16 protein-coding genes are annotated in these 16,628 nt (G+C 75.0%); 9 read left to right on the plus strand and 7 right to left on the minus strand.

The features are described 5' to 3' along the window. Positions 1-4: 4 nt before the first annotated feature. Together ND486_RS11160 and ND486_RS11165 are read right to left on the minus strand one after the other, a co-directional pair. Complete coding sequence (locus ND486_RS11160) at positions 5-1,075, minus strand: sugar phosphate nucleotidyltransferase (protein WP_251784303.1); 1,071 nt, start codon at positions 1,073-1,075, stop codon at positions 5-7. Between the two features lie 38 nt (positions 1,076-1,113). Further along, a complete protein-coding gene (locus ND486_RS11165) occupies positions 1,114-1,992 on the minus strand; it encodes a glycosyltransferase family 2 protein (RefSeq protein WP_251784304.1) in 879 nt (292 codons plus the stop codon). 414 nt (positions 1,993-2,406) lie between these two features. On the opposite strand from ND486_RS11165, the gene ND486_RS11175 reads away from it, so the two are divergent. From ND486_RS11175 to ND486_RS11190, 4 genes are read left to right on the plus strand one after another with little or no spacing between them, the layout of a single operon-like run. Further along, complete coding sequence (locus ND486_RS11175; protein WP_285898505.1) at positions 2,407-4,071, plus strand: LCP family protein; 1,665 nt, start codon at positions 2,407-2,409, stop codon at positions 4,069-4,071. 17 nt (positions 4,072-4,088) lie between these two features. Next, a complete protein-coding gene (locus tag ND486_RS11180; protein WP_251784438.1) occupies positions 4,089-4,835 on the plus strand; it encodes a TIGR03089 family protein in 747 nt (248 codons plus the stop codon). A 22-nt stretch (positions 4,836-4,857) separates the two neighbouring features. Further along, positions 4,858-6,123, plus strand: coding sequence for a threonine ammonia-lyase IlvA (gene ilvA / locus ND486_RS11185; protein ID WP_179761874.1), 1,266 nt, complete (start codon positions 4,858-4,860; stop codon positions 6,121-6,123). Positions 6,124-6,181: 58 nt separating this feature from the next. Continuing rightward, the gene (locus ND486_RS11190) at positions 6,182-6,454 is read left to right on the plus strand and encodes an MSMEG_0570 family nitrogen starvation response protein (protein WP_251784440.1); all 273 of its coding nucleotides are present in this window, start codon (positions 6,182-6,184) and stop codon (positions 6,452-6,454) included. Positions 6,455-6,472: 18 nt separating this feature from the next. Here the strand turns inward: ND486_RS11190 and ND486_RS11195 are convergent, their stop codons facing one another. Continuing rightward, the gene (locus tag ND486_RS11195) at positions 6,473-7,894 is read right to left on the minus strand and encodes an amidase (protein ID WP_251784305.1); all 1,422 of its coding nucleotides are present in this window, start codon (positions 7,892-7,894) and stop codon (positions 6,473-6,475) included. Between the two features lie 186 nt (positions 7,895-8,080). Here ND486_RS11195 and ND486_RS11200 point away from each other — a divergent pair, with 186 nt between their 5' ends. After that, entirely contained in the window at positions 8,081-9,655 is a 1,575-nt protein-coding gene (locus tag ND486_RS11200) for an AbgT family transporter (RefSeq protein ID WP_251784306.1), read from the plus strand. 17 nt (positions 9,656-9,672) lie between these two features. Here ND486_RS11200 and ND486_RS11205 read toward each other — a convergent pair whose 3' ends face one another. Continuing rightward, positions 9,673-10,647, minus strand: a complete 975-nt coding sequence (locus tag ND486_RS11205; protein WP_251784307.1) for an Lrp/AsnC family transcriptional regulator — start codon at positions 10,645-10,647, stop codon at positions 9,673-9,675. A 95-nt stretch (positions 10,648-10,742) separates the two neighbouring features. Continuing rightward, on the minus strand, positions 10,743-11,936 hold the full coding sequence (locus ND486_RS11210) for a benzoate/H(+) symporter BenE family transporter (protein WP_251784308.1): 1,194 nt from the start codon (positions 11,934-11,936) through the stop codon (positions 10,743-10,745). A gap of 234 nt (positions 11,937-12,170) precedes the next feature. Between ND486_RS11210 and ND486_RS11215 the strand changes: the two genes are divergently transcribed. From ND486_RS11215 to ND486_RS11225, 3 genes are read left to right on the plus strand one after another with little or no spacing between them, the layout of a single operon-like run. Further along, positions 12,171-12,689, plus strand: coding sequence for a DUF1097 domain-containing protein (locus ND486_RS11215; RefSeq protein WP_251784309.1), 519 nt, complete (start codon positions 12,171-12,173; stop codon positions 12,687-12,689). Positions 12,690-12,714: 25 nt separating this feature from the next. Continuing rightward, positions 12,715-12,951 carry a MerR family DNA-binding transcriptional regulator gene (locus ND486_RS11220; protein WP_062397580.1) on the plus strand — a complete coding sequence of 79 codons (237 nt, stop codon included), beginning with the start codon at positions 12,715-12,717 and terminating at the stop codon, positions 12,949-12,951. A gap of 59 nt (positions 12,952-13,010) precedes the next feature. Then, positions 13,011-13,544 carry an XRE family transcriptional regulator gene (locus ND486_RS11225; RefSeq protein ID WP_251784310.1) on the plus strand — a complete coding sequence of 178 codons (534 nt, stop codon included), beginning with the start codon at positions 13,011-13,013 and terminating at the stop codon, positions 13,542-13,544. 58 nt (positions 13,545-13,602) lie between these two features. Here the strand turns inward: ND486_RS11225 and ND486_RS11230 are convergent, their stop codons facing one another. Both ND486_RS11230 and ND486_RS11235 read right to left on the minus strand, forming a co-directional pair. Continuing rightward, on the minus strand, positions 13,603-14,568 hold the full coding sequence (locus ND486_RS11230; RefSeq protein WP_251784311.1) for a squalene cyclase: 966 nt from the start codon (positions 14,566-14,568) through the stop codon (positions 13,603-13,605). Positions 14,569-14,582: 14 nt separating this feature from the next. Beyond that, on the minus strand, positions 14,583-15,737 hold the full coding sequence (locus ND486_RS11235) for an acyl-CoA dehydrogenase (RefSeq protein WP_251784312.1): 1,155 nt from the start codon (positions 15,735-15,737) through the stop codon (positions 14,583-14,585). Positions 15,738-15,797: 60 nt separating this feature from the next. Between ND486_RS11235 and ND486_RS11240 the strand changes: the two genes are divergently transcribed. Further along, positions 15,798-16,505, plus strand: coding sequence for a TetR family transcriptional regulator (locus ND486_RS11240; protein WP_062397586.1), 708 nt, complete (start codon positions 15,798-15,800; stop codon positions 16,503-16,505). Positions 16,506-16,628: the final 123 nt, after the last annotated feature.

The raw sequence follows: 16,628 nt of genomic DNA on the forward strand, positions 1-16,628 counted from the left end.
ATGGTCACACGTCGGGCGAGAACCGGACCCCGTGGGGCGGCAGCGTGACGTCCGGCCACACCCGCATGTTGTGCCGCAGCTCGCAGTGCGCGCCGACCACGGCCCGGTCGCCGACCACGGTGTCGCGGACGCTCGCGCCCTCCTCGACGACCGCCCCGGCCCCGATCACCGAGTTCTCGACGACCGCGCCCGCCTGCACCACCGCGCCGTCGAACAGCATGGAGCCCTCGACCCGGGCGCCGGAGCCGATCCGGGCGCCGCGGCCGACGGTCGTCCCGCCGAACACGAACGCGTCGGAGGCCACCTCGGCCCCCTCCAGCACCATCGACTCGCCGGTCGGCCCGGGCAGCGCCGCCGAGGGCGCGACCCCGCGGACCAGGTCCGCCGAGCCGTGCACCAGGTCGCCGGGGGTGCCCATGTCGCGCCAGTAGGCGACGTCGACGTGGCCCTGCACGTGCGCCCCGGAGGCGAGCAGGTCGGGGAACGTCTCGCGCTCCACCGACACCGGCCTGCCCTCGGGGATGGTGTCGATGACCTCGCGGCGGAAGACGTAGCAACCGGCGTTGATCTGGTCGGTCGGCGGGTCCTCGGTCTTCTCGAGGAACTCCAGCACCCGGCCGGTCGGGTCGGTGGGGACGCAGCCGAAGGCCCGCGGGTTCTGCACCCGCACCAGGTGCAGCGTGACGTCGGCACCGGTGCTGCGGTGGGTGTCGGCGACGGCGGTCAGGTCGGTGCCCGCCAGCACGTCGCCGTTGAAGATCATGACGTGCTCGGCGGAGAGCTTGCCGGCCACGTTGCGGATGCCCCCGCCGGTGCCCAGCGGCTCGGTCTCGGTGACGTAGGTGAGGTCCAGCCCCAGCGACGAGCCGTCGCCGAAGTGCTCCTCGAAGGTCTCGGCCAGGTAGCTCGTGCCCAGCACCGCCCGCCGTATGCCCGCCTCGCGGATCCGCGACAGCAGGTGCGCCAGGAACGGCACCCCCGCCGTCGGCAGCATCGGCTTGGGCGCCGACAGGGTCAGTGGCCGCAGCCGGGTGCCCTTGCCCCCGACCAGCACGACCGCCTCGACGTCCTGCAATGCAGGTTCCCCCTCAGGTTCTTTCTTCTCGTTCGCGCTCAGCCGGTCCGCCGCAGCAGACCCGAGCGCACGGCCAGGCCGGCGCGCAGGGCCGCACGCAGCGGAGCGTGCACCGGACCGCGGTGGCGGTCGGCCAGGTAGCGGTAGGCGCTGCGGTGGTGCTCGGCGAGCATCCGTGCCGACACCTCCGGTTTGCCCGTGGACGCTCCGCCCACGTGTACGACATCGGCACCGGGGACGTACACGTTTCGCCATCCGGCGAGACCCAGCCGCATCCCCAGGTCGACGTCCTCGAAGTACATGAAGTAGCGCGGGTCGAAACCGTCGACGGAGTCGAACGCGGTGCGCCGCAGGAGCAGGCACGACCCGGACAGCCAGCCGGCCGCGCGTTCCGTCAGGTCCTCCCGGCTGCGCCGGTAGGCCGCCGTCCAGGGATTGCCCGGCCAGACCGGGGCCAGCACGGCGTGCGCCGCCCCGGCCGTCAGCGACGGCACCTCGCGCGCCGAGGGGTAGACCTCGCCGGACGGTTCGCGGATCAGCGGGCCGAGCGACCCGGCCCGGGGGTGGCGACGGCCGGCGTCGAGCAGGGTGTCCAGCGACCCGGCGCCCCACTCCAGGTCCGGGTTGGCGACGACGACCCAGCCGTATGCGTCGGGCAGCGAGGCCACGCCACGGTTGGCGGCGGCGCCGTAGCCGACGTTCTCCCCGATCGGCAGGAACGTCACGTGGTCGCGCTCGCGGGCCGCGCGCTCGGGGACGCCGTCGACGGATCCGTTGTCGGCCAGGACGACCGGCACGTCCGTGCGGGCCGTCGCGCCCCGCAGCGAGTCGAGGAAGGTGTCCAGCAGCGCGCCCGGCGAGTAGGTCACCGTGACGACGGCGACCCCGTCGCCGTAGGACCGTGCGTCGTCGGTCACGTGGCCTCCCCGTCCTTTTCGTCCACCCCGCGCATGTCCCGCAACCTAGTCAGCACGGGCACGCCCGTGCCCGGCGGCTCCGTCCGGCACCGCCCGTTCGCGCCCGTGAAGATCACACTCCGTCACCGCGACCATGATTGCGATACCCTCACTCCAACGTTCGGACCGCCCCCGAGCAGCAACGACGCGTCGTACCCGTGCGTCACCCTCAAGTCCGGACCCCCTACGACGACCGGGCGAGCAACCCGACACGCAGGCCCGTACGACCCACGGCGCGGGCCCGGATGCTGCACCCTGGTCCCCGACCGGGGTGTCCGGTCCCAGAGACGCACGGGCCGCGCTCCGGTTCACCGGACTCCCCCGTCCGGGTGAGACGCGGCGGCGCGGACGAGACGGACCCCGAGGGGAGCGAGCATGGGCGAGGGCTACCGGGACCGCTCCCGCCCGTCGGCCGCCGAGCGCGCCGCCGCGCGACGGTCCGGCCGCCCCGCCGCCCCCGACGACCGGTGGCGCTCGCCCCGGGTCCGCCCGGACACCGGCGCCGCACGCGGCCGCCCCGCGGGCTCCGCCGGCTGGAGCCGGGCGGGGACCGCGACCGGCCCCGACGAGCACCCGCCGTACCCGGCGCGGGGCGGGCGCACCGGCGGACGACCGCCCCGGGGCCGCGGGCTGCTGGCCCGGCTGCGGCTCGCCGTCGCCGTGCTGTCGGCGCTGACGGTGCTGCTCACCGGCGCCGTGTGGACCCTCTACCGCGACGTCACCGGCGGCATCACCACGACGAACCTGCTGTTCGGCGGCTCCGCGGGCGGCGAGCAGAACATCCTGCTGGTCGGCGTGGACAGCCGTACCGACGCGCAGGGCAACCCGCTGCCGGCCGACGTCCTGGCCCAGCTGCGCAGCGGCGCCGAGTCCGGCGTCCTCAACTCCGACACGATCATCGTCGTGCACCTGCCCGCCGACGGCGGCAGCGCGACCGCGTTCTCCATCCCGCGCGACTCCGAGGTGTCGATCCCCGGGATCGGCCGCAACAAGATCAACGCCGCCTACCCGCAGACGAAGGCGCAGACCGCGTCCCGGTTGGTCGCCGAGGGTGTGCGCGACCCCCGGCAGATCGACCAGGACTCGTCGCAGGCCGGCCGGCAGGCCCTGATCGACACCGTGCAGGACCTCACCGGGCTGGCCATCGACCACTTCGCCGAGGTCAACCTGCTCGGCTTCTACAACCTCACCAACGCCGTCGGCGGCGTCGACGTCTGTCTCAAGGCCCCGGCCAGGGACGAGTTCTCCGGCGCCGACTTCCCCGCGGGCCCGCAGACGATCTCCGGTGCCGACGCGCTCGCATTCGTCCGGCAGCGGCACGGGCTCGCCGGCGGGGACCTGTCGCGTATCAACCGTCAGCAGGTGTTCCTCGCCGCGGTCGCCAACAAGGTCCTGTCCTCGGGCACGCTCACCGACCCGACCAAGCTCGGCGCGCTCATCGAGGTGATCCAGCAGTCGGTCGTCATCGACAGCGGCTGGGACCTGCTCGGCTTCGCCCGCGAGGCGTCGTCGATCGCGGCCGGGAGGATGGACTTCCTGACCATCCCCACCGGCGGCCCGGAGACCACCCGGGGCAAGGACGTGCTGCTCGTCGACCCCGCCGAGGTCCGCGACTTCGTCGCCCACCACACCGACCCCGAGCCCGAGGAGGCGGCCGCGACCTCCACGGAGGCGGCGGCGCCGGTCGTGGCCGACGTGGCGAACGGGTCCGGGGTGACCGGGCTGGCCGCACAGGTCGCCGACACCCTGGGCCGCAACGGGTTCACCCCCGGCGAGGTCGGCAACGCCCCGGACCGCACCACCTCGGTGGTCCGCTACAGCCAGGCCGACGGCGACGCCGCCGCCCGCCGGGTCGCCGAGGCGCTGGGCGGCATCGGCGTCGAGCAGTCCGACGCCGTCGCCCAGGGCCGGGTCCAGGTGCTGCTCGGCACCGACCGCGCGAACGGCGGCCGGTCGACCTCCGCGGCGGCCGCGCCCGCCGCGGCCCCGGCTCCCTCGACCCCGCCGATCACCGCGGGCGGGGTCCCCTGCATCGACTGACGTAGCGTTCCGGCGTGATGGACACCGTCTTCGGCTCCGGCCTGTTCCTCACCGACGCGCTGCTCGGCCCGGCGCTCGGCGCCGCCGCCCCGCGACCGCTGGTCACCCACTACGACGACGCGACCGGCGAGCGGACCGAGCTGTCCGGCACGACCACCGCGAACTGGACCGCGAAGGCGGCGAACCTGCTGCGCGACGAGGTCGACGTCGAGCCGGGCACCCGGGTCGCGGCGCTGCTGCCCGCGCACTGGCAGACCGTCGCCGCGCTGCTGGCCGTGTGGTCCTGCGGCGCGGAGCTCGTCGGCGACCCGGCGGGCGCGGACGTCGTGCTCGCCGACGCGGCGCGGCTCGACGTGGCGCTCGCGGCCGGGGCGGGCACGGTCGTCGCGTTCTCGCTGGACTTCTTCGGCCGCGGCCTGGGCGACCTCCCCGGCGGCACCGTCGACTTCGCGACCGAGGTGCGCGTGCACGGCGACGAGTTCGTCCCGTGGGACCCGGTGGACGGCGCGGCCCCGGCCTGGGACGGCGCGAGCGGCGAGCAGGTCCTGGCCGCGGCCCGGAAGCGTGCGGACGCACTCGGCATCACCGCGGGCGCCCGGGTGTTGTCGAGCACCGGCTGGGACAGCGCGGACGGCCTGCGCGACGGGCTGCTCGCCGTCCTCGCGGCGGGGGCCTCGCTGGTCCAGACCGTGAACGCCGCCGGGGACCCGGCGGTCCTCGACCGCCGCGCGGAGTCCGAGCGGGTCACCCTGCGCCTGGGGTGAGCGGCGGCCCCGGCCGGGGGTCATGACACCCTGGTCGACCGTGACCCCCTCTGTGAGCGCCCGGGACGTCGACGACGCGGCGGCCCGGCTCCGCGCCGTCATCGGCCCGACCCCGCTGCAGCTCAACCCCCGCCTGTCCGACGCGCTCGGCGGCGAGGTCTGGGTCAAGCGCGAGGACCTGCAGCCGGTCCGTTCGTACAAGATCCGCGGCGCCTACAACCTCATCGCGCAGCTGCCCGAGGCCGACCGTCTCGCCGGCGTCGTCTGTGCCAGCGCCGGCAACCACGCCCAGGGCGTCGCGTTCGCCTGCCAGCGCCTCGGCGTGACCGGGCGGGTGTACCTGCCCGGCACGACCCCGCGCCAGAAGCGGGACCGGGTCGCGCGGCTGGGCCGTGACGCCGTCGAGGTGCGAGTGGTCGGCAACACCTACGACGAGGCCGCCGCGGCCGCCCGTGCCGACGCCGCGTCCACCGGCGCCACCCAGGTGCCCGCCTTCGACGACCCGCGCACCGTCGCGGGCCAGGGCACGATCGCCCGCGAGATCCTCTCCCAGCTGGCCGACCCGCCGGACGTGCTGGTCGTGCCGGTCGGTGGCGGCGGACTGCTCGCCGGGGCCATCACCTACCTGCGCGAGCACGCCCCGTCGACCCGGATCGTGGGCGTCGAGCCCGCCGGGGCGGCGAGCATGGCGGCCGCGGTCGCCGCGGGCGAGCCGGTCGACCTGGGGGCGCTGGACCCGTTCGTCGACGGCGCCGCCGTGCGCAAGGTCGGCGCGGCCACCTTCGACGTGGTGCGCGACGCGGGCGTGGAGCTGCTCGCGGTGCCCGAGGGCCGGATCTGCGTCGAGATGCTCGCGCTCTACCAGTCCGACGGGATCATCGCCGAGCCCGCGGGCGCGCTGTCCCCCGCGGCGCTGGACCGGCTCGACATCCCCCGCGACGCGACGACGGTCTGCCTGCTCTCGGGCGGCAACAACGACGTCTCCCGCTACGCCGACATCGTCGAGCGCGCCCTGGTCTTCGAGGGCCGCAAGCACTACTTCCTCGTCGAGTTCCCGCAGGAGCCGGGCGCGCTGCGCCGGTTCCTCGACGACGTCCTCGGCCCGGACGACGACATCACCCTGTTCGAGTACACCAAGCGCTCCAACCGGGAGACCGGCCCGGCCCTGGTCGGCATCGAGCTGGGTTCGCCGGACGACCTGCCCGCGCTGCTCAAGCGGATGCAGGAGGCTCCCCCGCACATCGAGCCGATCCCGCCGGACAGCCCGCTGTTCGGCTTCATCCTGTAGACGCCGCGCGCAACACGGCGGCAATCCGGGCCGCCTACCGTGCACGACCGTGCCCGAGATGATGTTCGACGTCCGCTGGCCGGACGGCACCGAGGTCAGCTACTACTCGCCGTCGCTGGTGGTGACCGAGCACCTGGACACCGGCACGACCTACCCGGTGGCCGAGTTCGTCACGCGCAGCCGCACCTGCATGGAGATCGCCGACGCGCGGGTGCGGGCGAAGTACGGGTTCGGCTGCGCGCAGTCGGCGCGGACGATCGCGCTCATCGACGCGGCCGCGGGGCGGTTCGCCCCGACCGACGAGGTGCGGGTGGAGAGCTTCCGCAGCTGACCGGAGCGCCGCCCGCCCTCACCGGTGCGCCGTCCACAGTGGCGGCCGCGCGGTCCACGGCTCGGCGGTCTCCAGCGCGGCGGCCACCGCGAGCAGCAGGTCGTCACCGCCGTCCGGGCCGACGAGCTGCAGCCCGACGGGGAGTCCGCCCTCGTCGAGCCCGGCGGGCACCGACATCGCGGGCAGACCGGTCGCCGAGACGAGCGTCGCCGCCCGCATCCAGTCCAGGTAGCCCGACAGCGGCCGCCCGTCGATCTCGACCGGGTGCTCCAGGGCGGCGTCGAACGGTCGGACCTGGACCGCGGGCGCGACCAGCAGGTCGTAGCGCCCGAAGAACGCGGTGGTGGCGGCGAGCAGCCGGACGCGTGCCCGGTGCGCCGAACGCAGGTCGTCGGCCGTGAGCTGCCGGCCCCGGGCGATGTTCGCCCGCAGCGCGGGCTTCAGCCGGTCGCCGTGCTCGGCGTGCAGCTCGGCGTAGGAGGTCGCGAAGTCGTGGGCGCGGGTGGTCGCGAACACCTCGTCGGCGTCGCCGAGATCGGGCCCGGCGGGCTCGACGACCGCGCCCAGCCGCTCCAGCGCGCGCACCCGCCGCGCCACGACCTCGACCAGGCCCGGCTCGACCGGCAGCCCCACACCGAGGTCGGGGCTCCAGCCGATCCGCAACCCGCGCAGGTCCCCCGCGGCCACCCCGGCGGGCACCGGGCGGGCCGGGGCGGCCGCGAGCGGACCGGGAGCGGCCAGCACCGACATCATCAGGCGCACGTCGTCGACGGTCCGGGCGATCGCCCCCTTCCGGGAGATCCACGCCCACGGGTCCGCCGCCCCCAGCGGCACCACCCCGGCGCTGGGCCGCAGCCCGACCAGGCCGCAGAACGACGCCGGCGTGCGGATCGACCCGCCCATGTCGCTGGCGTCGCCCGCCGCCTGGATCCCCGCGGCGACGGCAGCGGCCACCCCGCCGCTCGACCCGCCTGCGCTGCGGGTGGGGTCCCACGGGTTCGTGGTGGTGCCGAACAGCGGGTTGAACGTGTGCGACCCCGCACCGAGCTCGGGCACGTTGCTCTTGCCGGTGCTGACGACACCGGCGGCCCGCAGCCTCGCGACCACCGGCGAGTCGCGGTCCGGGACCCGGTCGGCGAAGACCGGGCACCCGGCCGTGCTGCGCATCCCGGCGACGTCGTGGGTGTCCTTGTGGGTCATCGGCACGCCGTGCAGTGGCGGGAGCTCCGCACCGGATGCGGCACGCTCGTCCGCCGCGACGGCGGCGCGCCGCGCCGCATCGGGCTCCAGCACGCAGATCGCGTTGATCGCGGGGTCGACCCGGGCGATGCGGTCGAGGTGCGCGTCGAGGGCCTCGCGGGCGGACAGCTCGCGCCGGCGCAGGAGTCCGGCGAGGTCGGCCAGCGAGAGATCGGTGATCGGGTTCGCAGTGCTCGTCACGTCCCGATCGTGCGACGCCCGGCCGCCTCCACCAACGAACGCGCCCGCCGCGGCCCGGGAAGACCGCTTTCGGCCATCACCGTGGCCGAAATCCGTCACCGGCCGGGTTCTGCGTTCCGGAGCTGCCGGTCCCGGGAGGCCGCTGATTAGCCTCCGCCGCACCCGACGTCCCGGACCGGAGGACCCATGACCGCCACCGCACGTGACGACACCGGCCTGCATCCGGCTCTCCGCCGACTGTTCTCGGCGCTGTCCGCCGTCGAGCGGGTCGGGAACCGGCTCCCGCACCCGTTCTGGCTGTTCTGGATCCTCAGCGGCGTACTGGCGGTGACCAGCGCTGTCCTCGCCGCGGCGAATGTGACGGTGACGTTACCCGAGTCGGGGGAGACGCTCGCTGTGAGGAGTCTCCTCTCCATGGAGGGGGTGGCGTACACCGTCGACACGGCCCTGGACAGCTTCGCCGCGTTCCCGGCCCTGCCCGTCGTCGTGGTGGTGCTGATGGGCGTCGCCGTCGCCGAGCAGAGCGGCCTGACCGCGGCGCTGCTGCGGACCACGATCGTCCGGCTCCCGGCCCGCTGGGTGACGTTCGCGGTGGCGTTCGCGGGGACGGTCGCCCACGTCGCGTTCGACGCCGCGTTCGTCGTCCTCATCCCGGTCGCGGCGCTCGCGTTCAGGGCGGTCGGCCGGAGCCCGGTGCTCGGGGTCGTCACCGCGTACGTCTCCATCGCCGCGGGCTACAACGCCAGCCCGCTGGTGACGCCGTCGGACGCGATCCTCGCCTCGATCACCACGAGCGCCGCCCGGATGGTCGACCCGGCGGCCGTGGTGACCCCGCTGGCGTCCTGGTACTGGAACGCGGCGTCCTCGCTGCTGGTCGCCGTCGTCGTCACGGTGACGGTGGAGTTCGTCGTGCGGCGCCGCGCCGACCTCGGGCACACCGGGGAACCCGGGACCGCCGCCGAGGCGGGCACCACCGACGCCGACGGCGACACCGACCTCGCTCTCGCCCCGATCGAGCGGCGGGCACTGCGCCGGGCCGGGCTGGCCGCGCTGCTGGTGGTGGCCGCGGCGGTCGCGGCGGTGGCGCCGGCCTCGTCGCCACTGCGCGGGGAGGGCGGTTCGCTGGTCCAGTCCGGCCTGCTGCTCAACGTCGCGGTCGTGGTGGCCCTGCTGTTCGCACTGACCGGAGCCGTCTACGGCCGGACCACCGGATCGGTGCCCACGACGGGCGCCGTACCGGGGATCATGGCCGACGGGGTCCGCGTGATCGCCCCGATCATCGTGCTGTTCTTCGCGATCTCCCAGTTCCTGGCCTTCTTCTCCTGGACCCGGGTCGGCTCGGTCGTCGCGGTCGGTGGGGCCGAGCTGCTGCAGGGGCTCGACACACCGCCGCTGGTGCTCATGCTGGTCCTGATCGCGGTGGTCAGCGTGGTGAACGTGCTGATCAGCAGCGGGTCGGCGATGTGGTCGCTGATCGCGCCCATCGTCGTGCCGATGCTGATGTACCTCGACATCTCCCCCGCCGTCGTCCAGACCGTCTACCGGATCGGGGACTCCTGCACGAACGCGGTGACCCCGATGAGCGCCTACTTCGTCCTGGCCCTGGGGTACGTGCAGCGCTACCGGCGCGACGCGGGGATCGGCACCCTGGTCTCCTACACGCTCCCGATCGCCCTGGTCCTGCTCGTGGCCTGGACCGCGATGTTCGTGCTCTGGTACGCGGTGGGCCTGCCGCTCGGGCCGGGGACCCCCGTCCAATGACGGCCGGCGCCGCCGGGTCAGCCCGCGGGCCCGCCCGCCGGGACCCGGAGCCCGGACCGCTTCATCGCCTGCAGCACCACCGACACCTCGACGGTCTGCACCATCTCCCGCCAGCGCGGCGCGGACAGCAGGTCGTAGAGGTCGGCCTGGTCGCGCACCGCGACGTCGACGACGAGGTCGAACTCCCCGGCGACAGCGGTGGCCTGGCGGACCGCGGGCTCGGCGAGCAGGTGGGCGGCGACGTCGTCGAACCGGTCCGGGAGCACCCGCACCCACAGGATGGCCTCCAGCGGATAGCCGAGCAGCGTCGGTTCGACCACCGCGCGCGGCCAGACGTGGCCCTCGACGAGCAGCCAGTCCAGCCGGCGCCGCGCCGTCGACTCGCTGATGCCTGCCGCCCGGGCGATGGCGGTGATGCCTGCCCGGCCGTCGTCGGCGAGCACCCGCAGCACGGAGCGGTCGACCGCGGACAGCGGTGCCGGCTCGCTGCCGTCGGGTTGCTGGACACCGTGCGGCGGAGCCTCCAGCCCGGCGATCTGCACGGGGGTGAGGATGTCCGGGCGCCACTGCCGCACCGACCGCAGCACCCGCAGGACGGGCTCGACGCGGGCGCGCAGCAGCCCGACGGTCGCGGGCAGCTCGTCGAGGACGAGCGCCGGCAGGTTCGCGTTGGTCACCCGGATCTCGGCGACGGCCTCGACCGGCCCGGTCAGGGCGTAGGCGTACACGCAGTCGCGGCGGTGGGCCAGCGCGGTGACGGCTGCACGGACCGCACCGGTCGCGCACTCGGCCCGGACGACGACGGCCGCGTTGTGTCCGCCGAGCGCGGAGATGCGCACCGCGCCGGACACCAGCAGCTCCGTGCCGCGCCGGGTCACCGTGCGTTCCGGCTCGCCGATGACCTCGGCCACGCGCCGCCAGGGGGCCCGCCCGTCGACCTGCAGTGCCGCGACGATCAGCCGGTCGAGGTCGTCGAGCCGCCCGGAGGTCATCCGGCGATCCTGCCACGCAGCACCGGTGTCCGACATTCTGGATATCAGGCCTACGGGGACGCGCTCGGAGCCGGCACGACCGCCGCGGGCCGCAGCTACGCGGCCGCCGTGGGCCGGCCCGTCGCCCGCCGACGCAGCGCCAGGTGCAGCACCACCCCGGCGAGCAGTCCCCAGAAGGCCGCACCGATCCCGGCGACGGTGACCCCGGCCGCGGACACCAGGAACGCGACCGCCGGCGGCACCCGCGCGACGGCCGGGTCCGGCGTCGGGTCGGCGACGGCGAGGGCCCCGGCGAGCGCGGCACCGAACGTCCCGAGCAGCGCCAGCCCCGCGACGGACTCCACGACCCCGGGCGGCGCGGCCGCGACCAGGGCGGCCATCGTCGTCGCGAGCGGGGCCAGCAGCAGGCAGGCGACGCCGTTGGCCTGGCAGGCGACCCAGCGTCGCGCCGGGTCCGGGTGGGACTCGGGCGAGGCGGGCAGCGCCGCGGTGATCGCGGCCAGGTTGATCGCGTGCGCACCGGCCGGGGCCCCGAGCACCGTCCCGGCGCCGGTGAGCACCATCGCGTACCGCCAGGGGACGGGGTAGCCCGCCGCGGCGAGCACCGCGACGCCGGGCACGTTCTGCGAGGCCATCGTGACCACCCAGAGCGGCAGCGCGACCCCCACCAGGGCCGCGACCGAGAAGGCCGGGGCGGTGAGGGCGATCTCCGGCGGGCGCAGCCACGACCAGCCGTCGGCGAGCACGACGACGATCACCAGCGCCAGCCCGAACGCGGCCGGGGACGCCCAGCGCGGCGCGAACCGCGACAGGACGACCCACAGGACCACGATCGGCGCCACCAGCAGCGGCCGCTCGACCAGCGCACGGACCGGCGCCAGGCACAGCGGCAGGAGCACACCGGCCAGCATCGCCTGCGCGATCGGTGCCGGGATCGCGCCGACGAGCCGCCCGAGCGGGCGCACGAGCCCGGTCGCGACGATCAGCAGACCGCCGACGACGAACGCGCCGACCACGGCGGGCCACCCACCCGCGACGGCTCCGGTGGAGGCCAGCAACGCCGCGCCGGGAGTGGACCAGGCGACCATCAGCGGGCGGCGGAACCGGCGGGACAGCCAGATCGTCGCCACCCCCATCAGCGCGGTGAGCACCACCAGCCCGGACGCGGCCTGCGCCGGGTCGGCACCGGCCGCCGTCAGCCCGGCGAGGACGACGGCGAACGAGCTGGTCACCCCGATCACCGCGGAGACGACACCGACCGACACCGGTTGCGCCCAGGAACGATCCACGGCGCCACCCTAACCGCGTCGTTCTGTAAACAGAACTCGCCGCGGGCGGTAAGCAGGATGTTCTGCAGCCGATACACGGGGAGCCGCCGACCCGACCAAAGATGACCGAACCGTGTCGTCCGGAAAACAGGCGGTGACGTCCGGTCCGCCGATCTTGGTACGGCCACCTGCCGCGGCCCATCCTGCGTGGGCCGCCGCACCCGCCGGGCGCGGCTCTACCGGAAGGCCCGTCTCATGAAGCTGCCCGTCGCTCTGGCCCTGGTGATCGGCGTCGCCGGGGCGGTGATCGCGTACCTCTACCTCGGTCCGCTCTCCGGGCTCGGCCTGTTCGTACCGGCGACGTTCCTGGGCGCCGCGACGTTCTTCGCGGCGGGCGGTGACCGGCCCGCGCTGGTCACCGCTCTGGCCACGAACGTCTGGGGCATCGTCACCGGCACCGTCATGCTGGTCCTGGCCGGCCTCACCACGAACCCCGCCCTGCTGGGCCTGATCATCGGCGGGATGACCGCGGTGTTCATCCTCGGTGCGCTCGTACCGGTGCTCGGGTTCGTCCCCGGCGCGGTCGTCGGGTTCGCCACGACCGCGGCGTTCGGCCTGCTCAGCGGGGCGTCGGGCACCGACTTCTCGCTGCCCACCGGCCCCTTCACGGTGATGCTGCTGTCGTTCGTGGTCGGCTCGGTCGTGCTGGGCTACGGCTGCAGCCTGGTCGTCGGCCGCCTGACCGCCCGCTCCGCGGCACCCGCCGCGGCCTGACCGGCGGCGGCGCCCGGTGCGACTGGTGACCACCGGCGAGGCCGCGACCAGACTGGCCCTGAGCCCGCGGGCACTGCACCGCTGGGCCAGGGCCGGCCTGGTGACACCGGCCTTCCGGGAACCGGACGGCCGTGACCTGTGGGACGTGGAGGATCTGCGGGACCAGGTCACGGCGCTCCCGGCCCGCTTCTCCGCGGCCACCGCGGTGCGCGACCCGGGGACGCCCGTGCCGCGGCCCGGCCCGGACGCGCCGGCGGGGTAGCCCGCGCTCCCCCGCCGCGGGCGTCCACCTGTCCGGACGGGCCGGGCTACAGTCGCCCGGTGGACGACGGGGCGCTGCGCACGGCCGTCGGCGCACGGCTGCGGACGGCCCGGGCCGCACGCGGTCTGTCCCTCGGAGCGCTCGCGGAGCGGGCGGGGATCGGCAAGGGCTCGCTGTCGGAGATCGAGAACGGCAGCCGCAACCCCACCCTGTCCACCCTCTACGCGCTCGCGGACGCCCTGGGCGTACCGCTGTCGCGGCTGCTCGCCGAGCCCCCCGGGGCCGAGGTCGCCGGCCCCGGCATCACCGCGCGCCTGCTGGAGACGGCCACCGACGACCACGGCACCGTCGAGGTGTACGCCCTGGCCCTCGTCCCGGAGGCGGTGCACGTGTCCCCCGGGCACGGTCCGGGCGTGATGGAGCACCTGCTCGTCACCCGCGGTGCCGTCCGGGCCGGACGCAGCGGGCGCGAGGCCGACCTCGGCACCGGCGAGGCCACCCGCTGGCCCGCCGACGGCGAGCACATCTACACCGCCCTCGCCGGGGAACCGGCCGCGGCCGTGCTCGTCATCCGCACCCCGCCGGGTCCGTGATCGTCGGCACCCCGGCGCTGCGCACCCGGCCCCGGACCGCGGCCCGGGTACCGACTCGTCAGGCCGCCGCGTCCCACCAGGCGAGCACCCGGGTGGCGTACAGGGTCAGCCACGGCGACGGCTCCCCCGGCGGCACGTCCACCTCGAACCACATCTCACCCGGGTCGCGGACGCCCTGGACCCAGCGCCCGTCCGGCCGCCGCGACGCGCGCAGCGCCGCGACGGCGTCGCCGAGCCGGGGGTCGGGTGGGACCCCGTCGAGCGCGGCGGCGAGGCGGAAGTACTCCGTGCCGCGCAGCACGTCGTGCCGCCAGCGCAACGGGTAGGCGAGCTCGGCCGGGTCCCGTTCGAGCTCCACCGGCTCGCCGGTCGAGAGCCGGTACAGCAGACCGCGGGTCAGCAGGTACTCCTCACCCGACCGGCGGGCGGCCCGCGTCGCGACGGTCCCGCCGGTGGCCCGCTCGTGGGCGAGCAGCCCGTACAGCGCGTTCAGCGTGGAGTGGAACGACGACCGCTGCGCGCCGTCCACCCAGAAGCAGTTCCAGCCGCCGTCGGCGAGCCGGTGCTCGGCGAACCAGGCGGCGAGGGCGTCCATGTCACGGCCGAGCCACAGTCCGTTGGCGACGGTGAACGCGTTGATGCAGGCGTCGACCTCACCGTCCCAGTAGGGCAGGTCGTCGTACTCCCAGCGGCACGACTCGAGCTTCTCCGCGGTGCCCGCCAGCGCCGCCGGATCCAGGCCCCACTCGCGCAGGGCGTTCAGCGACCAGGTCGTCGCCGTCCAGGGCTGCCCCTCCACCGTGGACGGTGCGGCCGGGAAGTACGCACCGCCCGCCCAGGTGCCGTCGGGGTCCTGGCGGGCGAGCAGCCGCGCGCCCATCCCCTCGGTCGCGACGCGGGCGCGGGTGGCCTCCCAGACCTCGGGAGGCGCACCCGCCAGGTCACGCTCGACCTGCCAGCGCAACGCCGGGTCGGTGTCGAGCAGCCGGTCGAGCAGTGCGCGGTCCACGACGGCCCCGTCCATGGGGCGTCAGGGTGTCACCTGAGCAGCGAACGCGCCATCACCATCCGCTGGATCTGGTTGGTGCCCTCGTAGATCTGGGTGATCTTCGCGTCGCGCATCATGCGCTCGGCCGGGAAGTCGCGGGTGTAGCCCGCGCCGCCGAGCAGCTGGACGGCGTCGGTGGTCACCTGCATCGCGGTGTCGGAGGCGAAGCACTTGGCGGCCGAGGAGATGAAGCCCAGGTCGGGCTCGTTGCGCTCGGCGCGCGAGGCGGCCACGTAGCAGAGCTGGCGGGCGGCCTCGACCTTCATCGCCATGTCGGCGAGCATGAACTGCAGACCCTGGAACTCGGCCAGGTGCCTGCCGAACTGCTTGCGCTCCTTCATGTACTGCGTCGCGACGTCGAGCGCGCCCTGCGCGATGCCGACGGCCTGCGCACCGATGGTCGGACGCGTGTGGTCCAGCGTGCGCAGCGCGGTCTTGAAGCCGGTGCCCTCGGCGCCGATGATCCGGTCGGCCGGGATGCGGCAGTCCTCGAAGTGGATCTCGCGGGTCGGCGAGCCGTGGATGCCGAGCTTGCGCTCCTTGGTGCCGACGACGAAGCCCGGGTCATCGGCGTGGACCACGAACGCCGAGATCCCGTTGGCCTTCTTCTCCGGGTCGGTGACGGCCATGACCGTGTACCAGGTCGACTCGCCCGCGTTGGTGATCCAGCACTTGGTGCCGTTGAGGACCCACTCGTCGCCGTCGCGGCGGGCGCGGGTCTTCATCGACGCGGCGTCGGAGCCCGCCTCCCGCTCGGAGAGCGCGTAGCTGACCATCGCCTCGCCGGCGGCGACCGACGGCAGGACCTGCTTCTTCAGCTCGTCCGAGGCGGACAGCAGGATCGGGGTGAGCCCGAGGCCGTTCACCCCGGGGATCAGCGACGACGACGCGCAGACCCGCGCGACCTCCTCGATCACGATGCAGCCGGCGAGCTCGTCGGCGCCCTGGCCGCCGTACTCCTCGGGGATGATCACGGCCTGGAAGCCGGCCTTGACCAGCGCGTCGCGCGCCTCGACGGGGTACCGGCCCTGCTCGTCGACGTCGGCGGCGTGCGGGGCGATCTCCTTCTCCGCCAGGTCCCGGACCGCCTCGCGGAGGGCCGTGTGCTCGTCGCTGAGCCGGTAGCTGTCGAACTCGCTGTTCATACCGACCATGCTAACGGCACTCCGTGCCACATGTCACGGGACCTTGCTACCCTCCGTGCCATGACGACCAGCACGCGGCGTGGGCGTTCCCCCGAGGGACGGGCCGAGGTGCGGCGGGAGCTGGTGGCGGCGGCCGCGCGGCTGTTCACCGAACGCGGCTACGACGACACGACCGTCGACGACATCGCCGCCGCCGCGGGCGTCGGGCGCCGCACCTTCTTCCGCTACTTCCGCGGCAAGGAGGACGCGCTGTCCCCCGACCACGAGCGCGGGCTGGCCCGGATCGGCGAGGTGTTCGCCGGCGCGCACCCCGACGAGCCGCTGCCGTCACTGGCACTGCGTGCCGCGGAGACGGTGTTCGAGCTGTACACCGAGGACCCGGAGGTCGCCCGGCTGCGCTTCGCGCTCGTCGGCTCGGTGCCCGCGCTGCGCGACCGCGAGGCCGCGTCGGTGCACCACTACCGACGGCTGTTCACCCGCGAGCTCACCGCCCGGCTGGGCGACCGCCCGGACGGCGAGCTGCGGGCCGCGGTGACGGCGGCGGCGCTGGTCGCCGCGCACAACCAGGCGCTGCGCCGGTGGCTGGTCGAGGGCGCACGCGACGCCGACCTGCCCGGCGCCGTCGACCACTTCCGCCGGGTCGCGCCGATGCTGCCGCTGGAGGACGCGGGCGAGCCGGCCGCCGCACCCGACCTGGAGGACGTGACCCGGCGTCTGGAGCGCGCGGCGCGGACCCTGGAACGGGAGTCGACCCGACGCACGGGCTGAGCCCGGCCCCGGGGCGTCCGGCCCCGGACATGCGTGATCCCCGGGCCGCACCGGGGTGCGTCACCGAACCGGACAGAGTTCGGACCCGGGGATCACGGGTGACCGTCGGGAACTCGCCGGCAC

Origin of the sequence: Pseudonocardia sp. DR1-2 (assembly GCF_023717215.1) — a bacterium.
Taxonomy (GTDB): Bacteria; Actinomycetota; Actinomycetes; order Mycobacteriales; family Pseudonocardiaceae; genus Pseudonocardia; species Pseudonocardia alni.